Source organism: Neobacillus drentensis (assembly GCF_036962125.1).
In the GTDB taxonomy this organism is placed as follows: domain Bacteria; phylum Bacillota; class Bacilli; order Bacillales; family Cytobacillaceae; genus Neobacillus; species Neobacillus drentensis_B.
On the sequence record NZ_JBALOA010000014.1, the window covers coordinates 382,827 to 399,349 of the forward strand.

At 37.2% G+C, this 16,523-nt stretch carries 18 protein-coding genes; 13 read left to right on the forward strand and 5 right to left on the reverse strand.

What is annotated here, in order from left to right:
- The first annotated feature begins 14 nt into the window (after positions 1 to 14).
- The 7 genes from V7121_RS13700 (at position 15) to V7121_RS13730 (ending at position 4,765) form a co-directional block, all read left to right on the forward strand.
- Complete coding sequence (locus V7121_RS13700) at positions 15 to 872, forward strand: hypothetical protein (RefSeq protein ID WP_335499799.1); 858 nt, start codon at positions 15 to 17, stop codon at positions 870 to 872.
- 108 nt (positions 873 to 980) lie between these two features.
- Positions 981 to 1,151, forward strand: a complete 171-nt coding sequence (locus tag V7121_RS13705; protein WP_335499797.1) for a YpmA family protein — start codon at positions 981 to 983, stop codon at positions 1,149 to 1,151.
- Between the two features lie 14 nt (positions 1,152 to 1,165).
- Positions 1,166 to 1,639: a cell wall elongation regulator TseB-like domain-containing protein gene (locus V7121_RS13710; protein WP_335499796.1), complete on the forward strand. Its 474-nt coding sequence runs from the start codon at positions 1,166 to 1,168 to the stop codon at positions 1,637 to 1,639.
- Between the two features lie 27 nt (positions 1,640 to 1,666).
- Complete coding sequence (locus V7121_RS13715; protein ID WP_335499793.1) at positions 1,667 to 2,869, forward strand: pyridoxal phosphate-dependent aminotransferase; 1,203 nt, start codon at positions 1,667 to 1,669, stop codon at positions 2,867 to 2,869.
- A 119-nt stretch (positions 2,870 to 2,988) separates the two neighbouring features.
- Positions 2,989 to 3,687 (forward strand): DnaD domain-containing protein, encoded by a 699-nt coding sequence (locus tag V7121_RS13720; RefSeq protein ID WP_335499791.1) that lies wholly within the window; start codon positions 2,989 to 2,991, stop codon positions 3,685 to 3,687.
- Between the two features lie 60 nt (positions 3,688 to 3,747).
- A complete protein-coding gene (gene nth, locus V7121_RS13725; RefSeq protein WP_335499789.1) occupies positions 3,748 to 4,410 on the forward strand; it encodes an endonuclease III in 663 nt (220 codons plus the stop codon).
- Positions 4,403 to 4,765 (forward strand): YpoC family protein, encoded by a 363-nt coding sequence (locus V7121_RS13730; protein ID WP_335499788.1) that lies wholly within the window; start codon positions 4,403 to 4,405, stop codon positions 4,763 to 4,765. The genes nth and V7121_RS13730 overlap by 8 nt, the downstream gene beginning before the upstream one ends.
- 29 nt (positions 4,766 to 4,794) lie before the next feature.
- On the opposite strand, the gene V7121_RS13735 is transcribed toward V7121_RS13730, so the two are convergent.
- Together V7121_RS13735 and recU are read right to left on the reverse strand one after the other, a co-directional pair.
- A complete protein-coding gene (locus tag V7121_RS13735) occupies positions 4,795 to 7,398 on the reverse strand; it encodes a transglycosylase domain-containing protein (RefSeq protein ID WP_335546829.1) in 2,604 nt (867 codons plus the stop codon).
- Positions 7,399 to 7,427: 29 nt separating this feature from the next.
- Positions 7,428 to 8,036: a Holliday junction resolvase RecU gene (gene recU / locus V7121_RS13740; protein ID WP_335499785.1), complete on the reverse strand. Its 609-nt coding sequence runs from the start codon at positions 8,034 to 8,036 to the stop codon at positions 7,428 to 7,430.
- 190 nt (positions 8,037 to 8,226) lie between these two features.
- Between recU and V7121_RS13745 the strand changes: the two genes are divergently transcribed.
- From V7121_RS13745 to V7121_RS13755, 3 genes are all read left to right on the forward strand, one after another.
- On the forward strand, positions 8,227 to 9,204 hold the full coding sequence (locus tag V7121_RS13745) for a DUF2515 family protein (protein ID WP_335499784.1): 978 nt from the start codon (positions 8,227 to 8,229) through the stop codon (positions 9,202 to 9,204).
- 346 nt (positions 9,205 to 9,550) lie between these two features.
- Positions 9,551 to 9,826 carry a hypothetical protein gene (locus V7121_RS13750; RefSeq protein ID WP_335499782.1) on the forward strand — a complete coding sequence of 92 codons (276 nt, stop codon included), beginning with the start codon at positions 9,551 to 9,553 and terminating at the stop codon, positions 9,824 to 9,826.
- 84 nt (positions 9,827 to 9,910) lie between these two features.
- The gene (locus V7121_RS13755) at positions 9,911 to 10,267 is read left to right on the forward strand and encodes a YppE family protein (protein WP_335499781.1); all 357 of its coding nucleotides are present in this window, start codon (positions 9,911 to 9,913) and stop codon (positions 10,265 to 10,267) included.
- Positions 10,268 to 10,300: 33 nt separating this feature from the next.
- Here the strand turns inward: V7121_RS13755 and yppF are convergent, their stop codons facing one another.
- The gene (gene yppF, locus V7121_RS13760; RefSeq protein ID WP_335499780.1) at positions 10,301 to 10,510 is read right to left on the reverse strand and encodes a YppF family protein; all 210 of its coding nucleotides are present in this window, start codon (positions 10,508 to 10,510) and stop codon (positions 10,301 to 10,303) included.
- A gap of 190 nt (positions 10,511 to 10,700) precedes the next feature.
- On the opposite strand from yppF, the gene V7121_RS13765 reads away from it, so the two are divergent.
- Positions 10,701 to 11,264, forward strand: coding sequence for a YppG family protein (locus V7121_RS13765; RefSeq protein WP_335546831.1), 564 nt, complete (start codon positions 10,701 to 10,703; stop codon positions 11,262 to 11,264).
- Positions 11,265 to 11,318: 54 nt separating this feature from the next.
- On the opposite strand, the gene V7121_RS13770 is transcribed toward V7121_RS13765, so the two are convergent.
- On the reverse strand, positions 11,319 to 11,798 hold the full coding sequence (locus V7121_RS13770) for an Hsp20/alpha crystallin family protein (RefSeq protein WP_335499776.1): 480 nt from the start codon (positions 11,796 to 11,798) through the stop codon (positions 11,319 to 11,321).
- 190 nt (positions 11,799 to 11,988) lie between these two features.
- Between V7121_RS13770 and hcp the strand changes: the two genes are divergently transcribed.
- The gene (gene hcp, locus V7121_RS13775; RefSeq protein WP_335546833.1) at positions 11,989 to 13,287 is read left to right on the forward strand and encodes a hydroxylamine reductase; all 1,299 of its coding nucleotides are present in this window, start codon (positions 11,989 to 11,991) and stop codon (positions 13,285 to 13,287) included.
- Positions 13,288 to 13,327: 40 nt separating this feature from the next.
- Here hcp and V7121_RS13780 read toward each other — a convergent pair whose 3' ends face one another.
- Positions 13,328 to 14,026, reverse strand: a complete 699-nt coding sequence (locus tag V7121_RS13780; RefSeq protein ID WP_335546835.1) for a Crp/Fnr family transcriptional regulator — start codon at positions 14,024 to 14,026, stop codon at positions 13,328 to 13,330.
- Positions 14,027 to 14,238: 212 nt separating this feature from the next.
- On the opposite strand from V7121_RS13780, the gene V7121_RS13785 reads away from it, so the two are divergent.
- A complete protein-coding gene (locus V7121_RS13785; RefSeq protein ID WP_335546837.1) occupies positions 14,239 to 16,515 on the forward strand; it encodes a DEAD/DEAH box helicase in 2,277 nt (758 codons plus the stop codon).
- Positions 16,516 to 16,523 lie beyond the last annotated feature (8 nt).

The following is a 16,523-nucleotide window of genomic DNA, read 5'->3' on the forward strand; positions in this document are numbered from 1 at the left end:
AGGAGGTGTGTGTCATGAGAACCTTACTAATATTATTAACCCTATTTATTAATACGAGCTTAACAATAGAGGCATCAAATCCGGTAACAAATACGATTGAAAACATCGATTTAAATATTAAGGATCATGAAGTTGCTGTGACATTTTTGGGGCTGTCGGCTGGTGAAGCAACGCTGATTCAAGGTGCCAATAATGAGAATATCTTAGTAAATGCAGGCGGGAAAGAAACCAGTGCTGAGTTAGAAGGTTGGCTGTTCCTTTATGATGTGAAGGAAATATCTAAATTAATCCTTACAAATAATGAACAGGATCTCTCCGAAAAACAAATTAACAGGTTAGTATCAAAATATAATATTAAAGAAATTTTTACAACACCTGAGTCCGCTGGTCAACTGATAAAAAAACTGGACCCAACACTAAAAGCAGCAGTTGTCTCTTGGACAGTTGGTACAAAGAAAACAATCTTGCCTGAGATGACGGCTGTCGTTCAGTTCGTTGGAAATAATCTTAATGAGGGTATGGATTTTACACTTGATTTTTTTAACCATCGGATATTTTTAATGTCTTCATTTTCACCACGGGCAGAGGAAGCTCTTTTGAAAAGAAATCTCGAGAATATTAATGTCTTTAAAATTCCAAATTATGTGGTGGAGGATTCATTATCAGAAAAATTAATCCAGTATTTAAATCCGCAAATTTCAATTTTGTTTGCACCAGAGGAAGACAAGCATGATCCCGATATCCTCGTTGATCTGCACGAAACTTGGTCAGAAATCTATTCCACAAAAAAGCATGGGACGATCACAATAAAATTCACCGATTCCAACTATGAAGTAATTACACTTCCAATCGAAGCGGATGAAGAAAATTAATTAGAAAAATATATCTCAGGAGACCCGTTTTTTGTTTCCACCTGTTATAATAATGGATAAGATTTATCAAATGATGTAGATACATAGGAATATATTGGAGGATAACGGATGGAAAGTAAAATAGAAGTGTTATCAACTGTAAAAATCCAGCACAGTCCGGATTTGTATAAAATTGTTGATGCGCTTAATCGAACCTTGAAGCAGAAAGACCTTATGTTTGGACTAGCACTTGACCGAGAAGAAAAAAATACAGCGATCTTTACCATTTATCGTACATAGAGAAGTGAATTTAAATGAAAAAATGGATTTTAGTTCTATCAATATTTGTTTTAGCCTTTTTAGGATATTTGATAAAAGTTTACTTTTCAGCGGTAGAGCCAGTTAAAACTGCAGAAAAAAAAGCTGTCGCAGTAGCGAGCAAGGAAATATCTTTAAAAGAAGTTGAAGATTTTCATATCTATAATGGCTTAGAAACAGTTAATGTCATTGAGGGGAAAAACAAAAACGGCGAAAAAGTGATTGTTTGGATTCCGGAAAAAAGCAAAGAAGTATTTATCAGAAAAGCTAAAAATGGGCTATCAAAAGAAGCGGCTGTTCAAAAACTTCAACTGGAAAGAAGCCCTAAAAAGATTATTTCTGTGCGTCTTGGCATGGAAAAAAATATCCCTCTCTGGGAAATTTATTACCGTTCTAATAATAATTTAATAAATTATTACTATGTTCACTTTGATACAGGTGAATGGCTAAAAAAAATTGAAAACCTTTAAAAAAGATAGAGAGTGGAGGAATTGGGTATGGCAGTGGAATTAGCTAAACGCGTAAAAGCACTTACGCCTTCAACAACTTTAGCGATTACAGCTAAAGCTAAGGAACTAAAGGAACAAGGTGAAGATGTAATTGGTCTGGGGGCAGGTGAGCCTGACTTTAATACACCACAGCATATTTTAGATGCTGCTTTCCAATCCATGAATGAAGGTCATACGAAGTATACCCCTTCAGCTGGTCTGCCTGCTCTAAAAAAGGCAATTATCAAGAAATTTGAAAACGATCAGGGATTACACTATAAACTTAATGAGGTCATTGTTGGAAATGGTGCTAAACACGTTCTGTATACACTATTTCAAGTGGTATTGGATGATGGTGATCAAGTTATTATTCCAACACCTTATTGGGTCAGTTATCCAGAACAAGTAAAATTAGCTGGTGGTGTTCCTGTTTATATCGAGGGGTTGGAAGAAAATCATTTTAAAGTCACACCAGAGCAATTAAAAACGGCGATTACCGAGAAAACAAAAGCGGTAATTCTTAATTCTCCAAGTAACCCAACGGGAGTTCTATATACAGCCGAGGAACTTTTGGAATTAGGCAAGGTTTGTCTTGAGAAGAACATTCTCATTGTCTCCGACGAAATTTACGAAAAGCTTGTTTATGGCGAAAATAAACATATTTCCATCGCTCAACTTTCCCCTGAATTAAAGGAGCAAACGATAGTAATCAATGGTGTTTCCAAGTCCCACTCGATGACTGGTTGGAGAATTGGCTACGCAGCGGGGAATAAAGAGATTGTTGAGGCGATGACAAACCTTGCAAGCCATAGTACGTCTAATCCCACAACCACTGCTCAGTATGCGGCAATCGCAGCTTATAATGGTCCTGGGCAGGCTGTAGAAGATATGCGTCAGGCATTTGAACAAAGATTAGAAATTATTTATGATAAGCTAGTTGCAATTCCAGGTGTGACATGTGTGAAACCACAAGGTGCTTTTTACCTTTATCCTAATGTAAAGAAAGCTGCTGAAATGACAGGCTATGAAAATGTAGATGCTTTTGTTGAAGCTTTACTGGTTGAAGCAAAAGTTGCGGTTATCCCAGGCTCAGGCTTTGGAACACCGGATAATATCCGTCTTTCCTACGCAACCTCTTTAGAATTATTAGAGGAAGCAGTCGAGCGTATCCGCCAATTTGTTGTAAACAAATCAAGTATTGTCAATAATTAATACGGTAAAAAGTCTGCTTATCTTTGCAGACTTTTTGCTTTTAGTTACCAAAGATGGATGCCTAATACTCTTACTCGGATAGATTGTTCATGATATACTAACTAGGAGGTGTCCTGATTATGAAAACTAACTTATTAGCATGGATTCAAGAAGGTAACATTACTGTTCCAACATTATTATTTTCTGAATATCGGAATTTAAATTTAAATGAATATGAACTTGTTCTTTTATTAAATATTCTTACCTTTTTAGAGAAGGGCCATGAATTTCCTACACCCGATGAGCTTTCAGCAAGAATGACAATTACCATTTCGGAGTGTAACGAAATGCTTAGAAGATTGATTCAAAGAGGCTTTATTCAAATTACAGATGAATATAATAATGAAGGCATTCGTTATGAAAAGTATTCAGTTGAACCGTTATGGGAAAGACTAATTGAACACTTTTTGAAAAATCATAACCAAACTAAAGAAGTAGATAAAAAGGCAGATGAGAATGACCTTTATACGTGTTTCGAGAAGGAATTTGGCCGTCCGCTTTCACCGTTTGAATGTGAATCATTAGCAATGTGGATGGACGATGATCACCATGATCCAATTATTATAAAAGCTGCTTTACGTGAAGCAGTTATGTCTGGGAAATTAAACTTCCGTTATATTGATAGAATTCTCTTTGAGTGGAAAAAGAATGGTATTAAAACGATTGAACAAGCAAAGACTCATGGACTTAAATTCCGTCAAAAACAAGCACATAAAGGGAATATCAAGGATGAAACACATCAACCTTCCGTTCCTTTTTACAATTGGCTAGAACAATAATTATGTAACGAGGGATTTATCTCTCGTTTTATTTCATTTTAATAGATGTAGGTGATAGATATGCTAAATAATACTCAAATCCGTTATTGCCTTGACCAAATGGGTGTTATGTTTCCCGACGCTCACTGTGAGTTAAACCATTCGAATCCATTCGAATTAGTGATTGCTGTGGCATTATCAGCACAATGTACGGATGTGTTGGTCAATAAAGTGACTAAAACTTTATTTGAAAAATATAAAACTCCTGAAGATTACCTAAAGGTCTCACTTGAAGAATTACAAAACGATATCCGCTCAATTGGTCTTTATCGGAATAAAGCTAAAAACATTCAAAATTTATGTAGAATTGTCTTAGATGAATATAATGGTGAAATTCCAAGCGATCGTGATGAGTTAACAAAACTGCCTGGTGTTGGCAGGAAAACAGCGAATGTTGTTGTATCCGTTGCGTTTAATATTCCTGCGATTGCAGTGGATACACATGTTGAAAGAGTAAGTAAACGATTAGGAATTTGCCGTTGGAAGGATACTGTCCTTGAAGTAGAAAAAACATTAATGAGGAAGGTTCCGAAAGATGAATGGTCCCTCACTCACCACCGCCTGATTTTTTTTGGACGTTATCATTGTAAAGCTCAAAATCCACAATGTCCAAGCTGCCCCTTACTAGAGCTATGCAGGGAAGGCAAAAAGAGGATGAAAGGTCGGGGTATCATCCATGAATAATTGGGAAGTGGAGATTTCTCATTTACTTAATGAATGGGAAAAAAATAAAATCCAACTCGAAGCTTTGTTTCGTAAACGTGAATATAAAAATACAAAGGAATTAATGGAAAAGGGAATTACCTTGTTTTTTCATTTTTTGACTATGTCCAATGAATTGCCTTTATCAGATAATGCTCCTTCCAACTACAATGAGTTTGCATTTAAACCAGTCAATGTGGAGGAACGATTGACTTTTATCATGTCTAGACCGGCCCTATACCATTCCTATCGACAACTCTCTGAGTTGATGGTTGAACAAGAAAAACTTTATGTAAAAAGAAATATACTAAAAAAAGCGTCTAAACCTAATGGTTAGACGCTTTTTACTTGCTAAAAAATATAAGGTTAACCTGGTGTACCTGAATTAGTGCCATCACCAGTGCCATTATCAACAGGTGTATCTGGCGGGGTAGTTCCAGTGCCCTCACCAGTACCTTCGCCTGTACCATCACCCGTACCAGTGCCATTACCATTGCCATTACCATTGCCGTTACCAGTGCCATTACCGTTGCCATTACCATTGCCGTTACCATTGCCATTGCCGTTACCAGGTTCGGTTCCAGGTTGGGTACCATTGTTAGGGGTGGTTTCTTGAGCTGGTATTTTAATGGATGTAGTGGCAGGGTCACTTTGTCGACTTCCACTAATTGCAATGATAGTGATAGTATACGTTTCACCTGGTACAGCAGGTATAGTTAATGATGTTTCAGTTTGGCTATACTGCTTTTTAGCTGTCCCATTATCAACTGTTATGGCAAAACTAACATCTGCTTTACCGCTGTATTTCCATGATAACCCAATATTATTATTCACCTGATCATATGTTGCATTTAGATTCTTTGGTGCTTTTAGTTTGTCATACTTGGTTGACACTCGTTTAGGTGAATGACCTTTCACTGCATACTCAGTAATAATTTGACTACTAGGTGTGTATTGACTTGCTAATACCGGTGGCATAGAGCCTCTTTCAATCCTAACACTTTGGACGCTGCTAGGCTTCTTAAAATCAGGTGTATCAACATCCTTTGATACGTATTCCATAATGTTTTTAAATAATAACTGAGCCAATCGTTGGTTATTTCCGACCGCGTTGATAGGAGTACTACGGTCCTTGTAACCAGTCCAAATAGAAGCGGTGTAATTGGTTGTATAACCGGTGAACCATGCATCAGGAACCGATCGGCTGCTTGGGATATCCCATTTCTGTATTTCTTCATCAGTATAATTAGTTGTTCCAGTTTTACCAGCAATCGCTAGTCCAGGAACTTTTGCTCTTGTTCCTGTACCAGGATACTCAAGAACACTTTTCATCATATCGGTAATCATAAAGGCAGTTGAGTCCTTCATGACCACTTTCGGTTCTGGTGCGGTACTTATGACAGTTCCATCGCGGAGTTTGATTTTCCTAATCGCATGTGGTTTTGTGTAAATTCCTTTATTACCAAAAGCGCTGTAAGCACCAGCCATTTGAAGGGGAGAAACACCAACAGTTTTTCCTCCAAAACCTCCAATGGCATACGATTCATAAATCTCTTTTAAAGGAATTCCTAAATTAATAGCAAATTCCTTAGCTTTATCGAGACCAACTTGTTGCAAGGCTTGAACAGCGGGTGTATTCCGTGATAATTGCAACGCCGTTCTTATCGTCATTGCTCCTCGATAGCTTTGGTCCCAGTTTCCGAATTTTTTTCCAGATGAATAGGTAATTGGTTTATCCTCAATCATCTCAAAGGTTCCCCAATTTAAATATTCAATTGCTGGAGCATAATCCAGAACTGGTTTGATGGTTGACCCTGGTTGACGCTGGGTATCGATGGCGTAGTTAAATCCACGTTTAACTTTTTGGTTTCTCCCGCCTCCAATCGCCCTGATTTCACTTGTCTTTGTATCCAGAAGAGCAACCCCAGCTTGGAAATCCTCATCAGGATAATCAATCACGTCATCTTTATTTAGAATGTCCTCTACATAGGATTGTGCATTTTGATCGAGTGTTGTATGAATGGTTAAGCCATCAGTAAAAATATCAAAATCAGTCGTTGCTTTTACTTCATCTATTACTGCATCGACAAATGAATCAAAGGGTTTTTCTTTTACGTTCCGTTCTTTTTCATTTAAGACGGTGTCTTTAACCGAAACCTTTTTCGCTGCGTCCATCTCTTCCTTAGAAATAAATCCATGCTGGTGCATTAATGTTAAGACGATGTTCCGTCTTTTTTCAGCCAAATCAGGATGGACGAAAGGGTTATAATTATTTGGACTTTGCGGCATTCCTGCAATTTGGGCTGCTTCTGATAGTGTTAAATCTTTTAATTCTTTTCCATAGAAAATTTTTGCAGCCGTAGCAATTCCATGACTATTTTCAGAAACATACACCTTATTTACATACATCTCGAAAATTTGGTGCTTTGTATATTGCTGTTCTAATTGATAGGATAGCCAAGCCTCTTCAACTTTTCGCTTTAAGGTTTTTTCAGGAGTTAAAAATGAGTTTTTAACGACCTGCTGAGTAATCGTACTGGCACCTTCCGAACCAAATCCATGTTGAATATTTGCTAGGACAGCGCCCCCTAGTCGAATCGGGTCAATACCATGGTGCTTGTAAAAGCGATAATCTTCGGTGGCTAAAATTGCATTCTCGACCACCTGAGGGATATCTTTATAGTTTACATATTCCCGATTAACCGCACCTACTTCAGTAACTAATTTGTCATCTTTATCTAATATCTTTGAAGGGATTGGATCCTTTAATAATTTGGGGTCTAGTACGGGAGCATCCTTTACTAAGTACGCAAAAGTACCCACACCTGCAAGTATTCCAATAATACCTAAGGCTACTAAGGTTAGAAAAATCTTCTTAACAAGGCCTCCGGATTTTTTCTTAGCTTTTGGTTTACTTTTGGATTGGAGTTTCTTTCGGCGCTCCTCTCGTGATTGATATTGTTCAGCCATGGTAATATTCCTTCCTTTCGAACCTTATCTCAATTGTTCAGTCTATCGATAATTTTAATATAGTCAATTCTGGGTTGAAAACCAAGTGGAATCAGATATCCCTTTTCTTCAATTTCTTCCTTGGTAATTGATTTTCTGCCACCATTTGTCATTCGCTCCCAAAAGGTCAACAAGTGTTTTGCTTCCAGTAAGAAAACTTGTTCATATCTTGTAAAACGAAGAATAACAAAACAAATCCCTCCTTGAATAAGCACCTCTTCCATATGCTGTATCTGGTGTTGATGAAAATTCTTTAATGGGAAGGAGGTTGGATTCTGTGTTTCTTTAGCTTCGAAATCGATATACTTTCCTTTATAAACACCATTATAATCAGTTGTTGATGCAAGTTTAAAATAAGCCTCTTTAATCACTGCAGCACTACGGTTTGGATAATCAACCTGGACTATCTGGACAGGTGTCGGTTTTTTATGAATAACCGCCACTTTTCTGCTCCGATAATATTCATTTGTTTCATTTAAATCTTCCTCCAGTGTCATCCCTCGATTACTGTAAGAACCGTTTTTCTTTTTTGTAATGGTACGCTCTGTGTCAACCACTGTTGGTATGTACCGTTTTCCGTTTGGATAGTTAAAGTTCATGTTTTACACCTCTCAAGCTATTCCTTATCATAACAAATCTTAGCGAGATTGGGGTGTATAAAATACTTTTGCATACACACTCTAATAACAATTGTACCGTTAATGCCAAATTTAGGCATGATGCAATTTTCTTAACAGTTATCTCTTGCCTAGTACTTATAATCTATTAAAAACATAAAGGATGATGGATATGAATCATCTTACAATACAGGAACATGCAATCATTCGTCAAATTCAAGCGGAAACGAAAAAGAAAAATGTTGATAACATTTCAAGGACAAATGCCTACTTCTCTTTTTTTAAAAAAAATCCAGATATTATTTGGTCCTTTTTGGCTAGTATGGTTTCTAGAAATGGCGGTTGGAATATGTGTGACCTCCAAGGGTCTGTTTTCCCTCAAGTAATCACTGCCATGACGAGAAAACAGCTTTTTTTAACCTATGAGCGGGCGAATTGGCTTATTTTTCATGATGTCTACCCTCAATTGTTGGTCTATCAATATTCGACGAAATTGAATCGACAAATGTTTCATTTACTTCCTTACTTCCATGTTTCAACTTTTATCCAAAAAGAATGGGTTCGATACTGGAAAGAAAATGATAAGAACAGACTTACTACTTCTTTAATTATTAATGAGCAAAATGTTATTCAAACCCCAATAATTGATCACCCAGTCTATAGTAAAAAGATTTTTCACTCTAAACTATTTTCCTTTCAAGATTGGCTCCATTTTAGTTGTGTATTGTTTCCAACTTGTGGGGGAGAAGTGTATGGTGCCAGTGTAAGTGGTTTCAAATCATTGTCTAAAAGGATTAACTTAGGAAAAAGACTTGCAAGTATCCTTTTCCATCCGCGTCTATTTCCTTATTTTTATGAGTTTGCAGAAAAAACACCTCATACTGGCTCAAGAAATGATTATGAGCAATATTTTAAAATAAAAACTGGTTTAAGGACCCCAATTTTACGAGCGACCTTTCCTGTCATCGAGCATAATCAACATATATATGAGGATTGGAGTATGCTCCGCAGGGTATCACCCGCGTGGTTGCATCTTCCTGTACGACATCGTCATCCGATTCACTTGACTGATTGGTACTTTACGAAATCAAACCAGCTTCAATTAATGTTAGCACTTCAAAAGACATTACATTTAAAAAGATGGAAATAGAAAAAAGCAAGGTGCTTACCCTTGCTTTTTGGTTGGTATTATTCCGCAGGTCTGTTTTCACCAATCAACTTTTTATCACCATAACCTGTCTTTTTTTCTGCGTCTGATTGTACAGATTGCTGTTTTTTGTTTTGTTTATTTTTTGACATTAAAAACCACCTCCAATAATAGCTTGTGCGCTTTTTTTATTTTTCATTCAGTGTATATTACATGTCGAAAACCTTAGTGAAAATTGCCAATTTACCACTACCTTTGACGAATAGCTTCTAGTTTTGTCAAGGTAGAAGGAAGCGATAAAAAGAAAGAGAATAATACTAAATAGAAAATGCTGGGGGGGTTATAAAACATGAACAAGCCATTGTCCGATAAGGAAAAGTTGATTTCGATGCTAACTGAAATATATGATCAATTAGAAGAATTGGAAGTGGTGCTTGAAGCATCCTTCTCAGGTATGCGCAAAGATCTGAATCAGGAAGAGCAGGATAAAGTAACGGTAACAAAACAAAAATTATTTGGACTTGAAAAGAGTATGGATCAAATTAATTCTATAACTAACTTAGATTTAGTAAACGCCAACCCCAATCATGTGTCTAGAAGCTTACAACTTGAATTGGGCTATTAATTACCGATAAAATAATCATAACGATTAAAGTAGCATGCTATTCACGATGCTGCTTTTTTATTTTTTTTAGAAAGGGTTATATGTATGTCTAAAGAAATCATCCAGTTAACGGAAAAACTTTTAGTCTTTAATAAATTATGTATGAAATATTATCAAGAGGGGAGAGAGACAGGAACAAAACATGACTTTCATAAGGTTATTAAGCCATTTGCTAATGAGGTAAAGGATATAAATGAGCAATGGAAACCAGCAATGAAGAACTGGCTTTCAAATACGAACCATAAACATCTTCATGTAAAGCAAATCGACACCACCTCTGAACATATAGAACAGCTTTCAATCCAAGCCTTTTTTCCTGAAACCAGCAAAACGAGGTTTTTTAATGCAAATCGCACCGTAGAATATTTCCTTTTAGAAATCTTGAAAGAGCTAAAAAATTAGAAAAGAGATGCTGCTGCATCTCTTTTAGATATTTTAAGAATGTTCGATGAGGGAGTTTTCTTGATCCGATTCTGGTATAACCGCGCCTTGCTTTTCAAGTTCACGGACAAGAAGTCGATACTCTTTTATGTTAATATCGTTTTGAATATACGCTTTCTTAGCAAAATCCATTAATGCATTTACATCATCAGTAGTATAATCCCTGCTTTGAATAAATTTGCTTTTTAATTCGCGAATGTCCATATCTATTAGCTCCTCCTTCATCCTTTTTTATATCGTACCATGAAAGTGGTAGTTTTCTAGTTTTTAAAATATTTAAACTTTAGACAAAATTCTCGTCATTTTGACATTAGTAATATTTCAATTGGAATCACCATTCCTTCCTTTCCTTCATAAAGTGTAGTAGATAAAAATGCGGAGGAGATGTTTGCCCATGTTTGGAAAGAAAAGACCGACCAATTACTTCAATAATGGATATCCGGGGCAAATGATGTACCAAGGTCCAGTTGGTCAGCCAAGGAATCAGCAAATTTTTAATAGTAATCCACCATACCCATTTCAAACACCACCTCAAAACTTTGATTGGACATTATATCAACAACAAAATCCACAAAGTGCTTATTTCCAGCAACCCTACCAGCCATATGTACAAAACTATCAACCTGGTTATGTTACTCCAAATACGTCTTACAACAGCCAGTCTTTTATCCAAAAGGATTCGCAATTCCTTTTCCAGAATCCATTACAGCCACAGGAGGAAATGGTTCAAAAACCCCAGTACATGCCGATGAACAGTTATCCAGGAATGAACCCATATCCGAAACAAAGCGCAATCCCAAAACAGCCGGGAGGCGTACAGTCCTTTATGAATTCCTTTAAGTCCCAGGATGGAACGGTGGATATAAATAAAATGGTAAATACAGCAGGACAAATGATGAATGCTGTAAATCAGGTTAGTTCACTGGTAAAGGGTTTTGGCGGCTTTTTTAAAGCGTAATAAAAAAGACGGCTTATGACGGAGCCGTCTTTTCATATGGAGGAAACTGGTTGTTTAGTCATCGATTTCAATGACTTTCCCCTTTTCTTGTGGAATCCTAATTTTTAATAACCCATCACGATAGGATGCTTTTACACTTTTTTCATTAATTGTATGTGGAAGTGAAATGGTCTTTGAAGATTTTTGTTGTAAGTATTTGCGTCGGTAAATCTGATTATGCTCATCCTCGGTTGTTTCAAGTTCTTTATTTTCCACAGATATCGTTAGATGATTCCCTGATATGTTCAAATGGATTTGCTCTCTTTTAACCCCTGGCAGTTCGGCGGAGATGATATACTCGTTTCCAGTTTCAATGGTGTCAACATGAAAACCTGTTCCTGGCGGAAAAGGACTTTTAAAAAAGTCGTCAATTGATTGTAGAAACCCCTTAATTGGTTTTTCATTAAAGAATTCATTCATGGTTTTCATTAAATCGCCAAAAGATTCAGATTTAGGCTTTTTAGAATTTTTGTCATTCGGTACCATAGATGACATACGGATCCCTCACTTTCCATTATTTCACTCGCTAGTATATGCCAATAAATCTGGGTAGGTGCCGACATATATTTGCGATAAAATTTTGAACGATTTATTACAATTTCTATAAATGTGATTTAAATCACTAATAAAGTGTGAGGAGATTAGTATAGTAAAGCGGAAAAGATATAGAAAGTGAGGAATAAAGATGTTCTGTTATCAATGTGAACAAACTCCAACTGGCGGTTGTAATGTCGTCGGTGTATGTGGAAAAGATGAAACAATAGCTAGTTTACAAGACACAATTATTTTTGCATTAAAAGGAATTGCTGCTTATCGTACACACGCAAACCAATTAGGGTATACAGATGCTTTTGTCGATGCGACCACACATGAAGCCTTATATATGACGCTAACGAATTCGAATTTCAATGTACAAGAACATATTGACATGGCGATGAAAGTAGGAAAGTCAGCTGTTAGAGTAATGGAACTGCTTGATGAGGCCCATACTAATCGTCTTGGCATTCCAGAACCAATTCGCGTCAGCCAAAATAAAATTGAAGGCAAATGCATTGTTGTAACTGGTCACAACCTATTCGCGTTAGAGGAATTATTAAAGCAAACAGAAGGAAAGGGGATTAATATTTATACCCATTCCGAAATGCTCCCAGCTCACGGTTATCCAGCATTGAAAAAATATGCCCATTTAAAAGGTAACATCGGAAAAGCTTGGTATGACCAGCGCCGCCTGTTTGAGAAATTTCCTGGTGCTATCCTTGCGACCACTAACTGTGTAATGCCTATCAAAGGATCTTATGCAGACAGAATGTTTACATATGAAGTAGCAGGCCTTGAAAACGTAGAGAAAATTATCAATGATGATTTTGCACCATTAATTAACAGAGCCTTAGAACTTCCTGGGGCTGCAATCGAATCTGAGGAAACCTTACTTACTGGTTTCCACCATGAAACGGTTCTTGGGTTAGCGCCAGAAGTCATAGATGCAGTTAAAGAAGGAAAAATCAAACGTTTCTTTGTCATCGCTGGCTGTGATGCACCAGGTCCAGGCGGAAATTACTATCGTGAATTGGCTACTTCATTGCCGCCAGAGACGGTAATATTAACCACTTCTTGTGGAAAATTCCGTTTTAATGATGTGGACTATGGGGTTGTGCCGGGAACGAATATTCCCCGTTACATCGATTTAGGTCAATGCAACAATTCTGGATCGACAGTTAAAATTGCACTTGCCCTGGCGGATGCATTTGGCTGTGAAGTAAACGAACTTCCAGTTAGCATTGTGTTATCATGGTTTGAGCAAAAAGCTGTCGCAATTTTACTTGGTCTTTTTAGCTTAGGAATCCAAGATATTCGAATTGGGCCAAAACCGCCTGAATTCATCTCTGAAGGTGTTTTACAGGTTCTCCAAGATACTTTTAACCTAAAATTAATTGGTACAGCTAAAGAAGACATGGAAGATATGCTTCAATTAACAGCAAAATAATTATAATAAAACCGCAGCATAAATTTGCTGCGGTTTTCTGTTAAATTAATTGAATTTCTTCCATTAGAATTTCCACATCAACAATCATGTTGCCATGGTCATCTACTTCTATTAATTCATCTTTTTTCATTTTTGTCAGCGTCCTGCTGATTGTTTCTCTAGTGGTTCCGATCATATTAGCAAGATCCTTGTTGGTAAATTCGGACTTCAAAATAATGGTCCCATCGTCTTGTTCCTTTCCATGCTTCTGGGCGAGGCGAATTAGAAGTTTTACAATTTGTTCATATGTATTATTCAAAATCTGTTCTTCTAATCGGTTTTGTAAATCAACGATTTTTTCTCCTAATACTTTAAATACCTTAATACATAATTCAGGGTTTTCAATCAAAACCGTTTCAAATTTGGAAATGGGGACAGCAATCAGAGTAGATGGCTCAAGCACCTCCGCATAAGCTGGATAATCCCCTTTTCTGAAAAATCCAACATGGGGAAACATCTCCCCTTTTTTTGCAATCGCAACAATTTGTTCTTTTCCATTTATGTCACTTTTGTAGATTTTTACTTTTCCATTATAAATAAAATAGACATTTTCAAGTGGGTCACCTTGGAGAAAAACATGGCTTTGTTTTTTCCATTCTCTTGTGATTGCAATATCTGAAACTTTAGTTAACTCAAAATCATTTAATTCACGAAAAAGGGTAAAGTCAGCGAGAACTCTTTTAATTTCTTCGATTTTCATTTGATCACCTTCACAGTAATAGTCAGTTATTATTATTGTAACAAATTATTTTAGAAATTGTTTAGGTTATTAATATTTATTATTACGAGGAAAGAGTATAGAAAAAGAGTACAGGAAAAAGATACCACACGGAAGAGAAGTATAAAATAATCATTTTTCCTTTTGTTGCGAACGCTCATTCGGGTAGAATAGAGATAATGAGGTGAGAGTGGATGAAGTTAAGAAAAAACTTACAAGAAATATTAACAGATTTAAAAATAAATGAGCAATTTAAGGAAAATATCGTTACCTGGCACACAATCGAAGAAAAGCATGCCCAAATAGTCCCGTTTCCTGATGATCTCAATCCATTGTTAAAATCTGCTCTAAATAGCAGGGGAATAGAACGGCTATATACACATCAAAAGTCGGCCTATCAAAATATTATTGACCGAAAAAGTATTGTCGCAGTAACTCCTACAGCGTCTGGAAAAACCCTTTGCTACAACCTTCCAGTACTGCAAACGATTCTAGCAAATCCTAGCGCACGTGCTTTGTATATGTTTCCTACAAAGGCACTGGCACAAGACCAAAAGAGTGAAATCAATGAAATTATTCAAGCAGCAGGTGTTGACATTAATAGTTACACGTACGATGGCGATACGCCAGCAAATATTCGCCAACGAGTGAGACAGGCGGGACATGTTGTGATTACTAACCCTGATATGCTCCACTCTGCCATTCTTCCCCATCATACAAAATGGGTTTCACTGTTTGAAAACCTTAAATTTGTGGTAATTGATGAACTTCATACGTATCGCGGCGTGTTTGGCAGTCACGTGGCTAATGTAATAAGAAGATTAAAACGTATCTGTAACTATTATGGGAGCAACCCTGTATTTATTTGTACATCGGCAACCATCGCAAATCCACTGGAGTTAGCAGAAACATTAACAGAAGAAACCATGCACTTAATCGATAATAATGGGGCTCCTAGTGGGACAAAGCATTTTCTCTTCTATAACCCCCCAATCGTAAACAAGCCACTAAACATTAGAAGGAGCGCCACACTTGAGGTTCGGAAAATTGCGGGGGAACTATTAAAAAATAAAATTCAAACGATCGTTTTTGCGAGAAGCAGAGTAAGAGTCGAAATTATCCTCACCTATTTGCAAGAATTAGTGAAAAATCAGTTGGGAGCCAAATCTATTATGGGTTACCGTGGCGGATATCTGCCAACGGAGCGACGGAAGATTGAAAAAGGTCTCCGTTCTGGTGAGATATATGGCGTCGTCAGCACCAATGCTCTAGAACTTGGGGTCGATATTGGACAGTTGCAGGTATGTATAATGACAGGCTACCCGGGGACTATTTCAAGCGCCTGGCAGCAAGCTGGAAGAGCTGGCCGAAGGCATAGTGAGGCTTTGGTGATTATGGTAGCAAGTTCAAGTCCGCTTGATCAATATATCATTCAGAATCCTGACTACTTCTTTAATAAAAGCCCTGAAACAGCAAGGATCAATCCAGATAATTTAATTATTTTAATCGATCATATGAAATGTGCAGCATATGAGCTGCCATTTAAAGCAGGAGAAAAATTTGGAAGTGTGGAAACGGAGGAATTATTAGAATATTTAACAGAGGAACGCGTCCTATATCATAATGGCGGAAAGTGGTATTGGATGAATGATTCTTTTCCTGCCCATAACATTAGTTTACGATCAGCATCACAAGAAAATGTAATCATTGTGGACCAAACAGATGTTGCCAATGTCAAAGTAATTGGTGAAATGGACCGCTTCTCTGCGATGACGCTTCTTCATGATGAAGCGATTTATTTACATCAAGGTACTCAATTCCAGGTAGAGAAACTAGATTGGGAAGAGAAAAAAGCATTCGTTAGGGAAGTAGATGTAGACTATTTTACCGATGCTAACTTAGCGGTCCAATTAAAAGTCCTCGAGGTGGACAAACTTCAAGCAAATGAGGATGCAGAATTTGGCTTCGGGGATGTAAGTGTTAGAGCGATGGCCACCATTTTTAAAAAAATTAAATTCGAGACACACGAAAACATTGGGTCTGGACCAATCCACCTGCCTGAAGAGGAGCTACACACAAATGCTGCGTGGATTTCCTTAAATGTGCCGCTTTCGGAAATGGGCCATGAGAGGCTAGAACAGGGGCTTGTCGGGGCAGCCCACTCACTTAACCATATCGCACCGTTATTTGTAATGGCAGATCCACAGGATATCCATGTGATTCCACAAGTAAAGGCCGACCATAACGAAAAGCCAACCATTTTCTTTTATGATCGCTATCCAGGGGGAATTGGCTTAAGTGAAAAAATATATACAGGAATGTCAGAAGTATTTGCGGAAACAAAGAAAATGATTACAGGCTGCATGTGTGAATTTGGCTGCCCGTCATGTATTGGTACGGACACCGTTAGTGATTCAGCCAAAAAAGATACTTTAAAAATTATTGATACCTTTTTAAAATCCTCAATATAGAAAAAGGA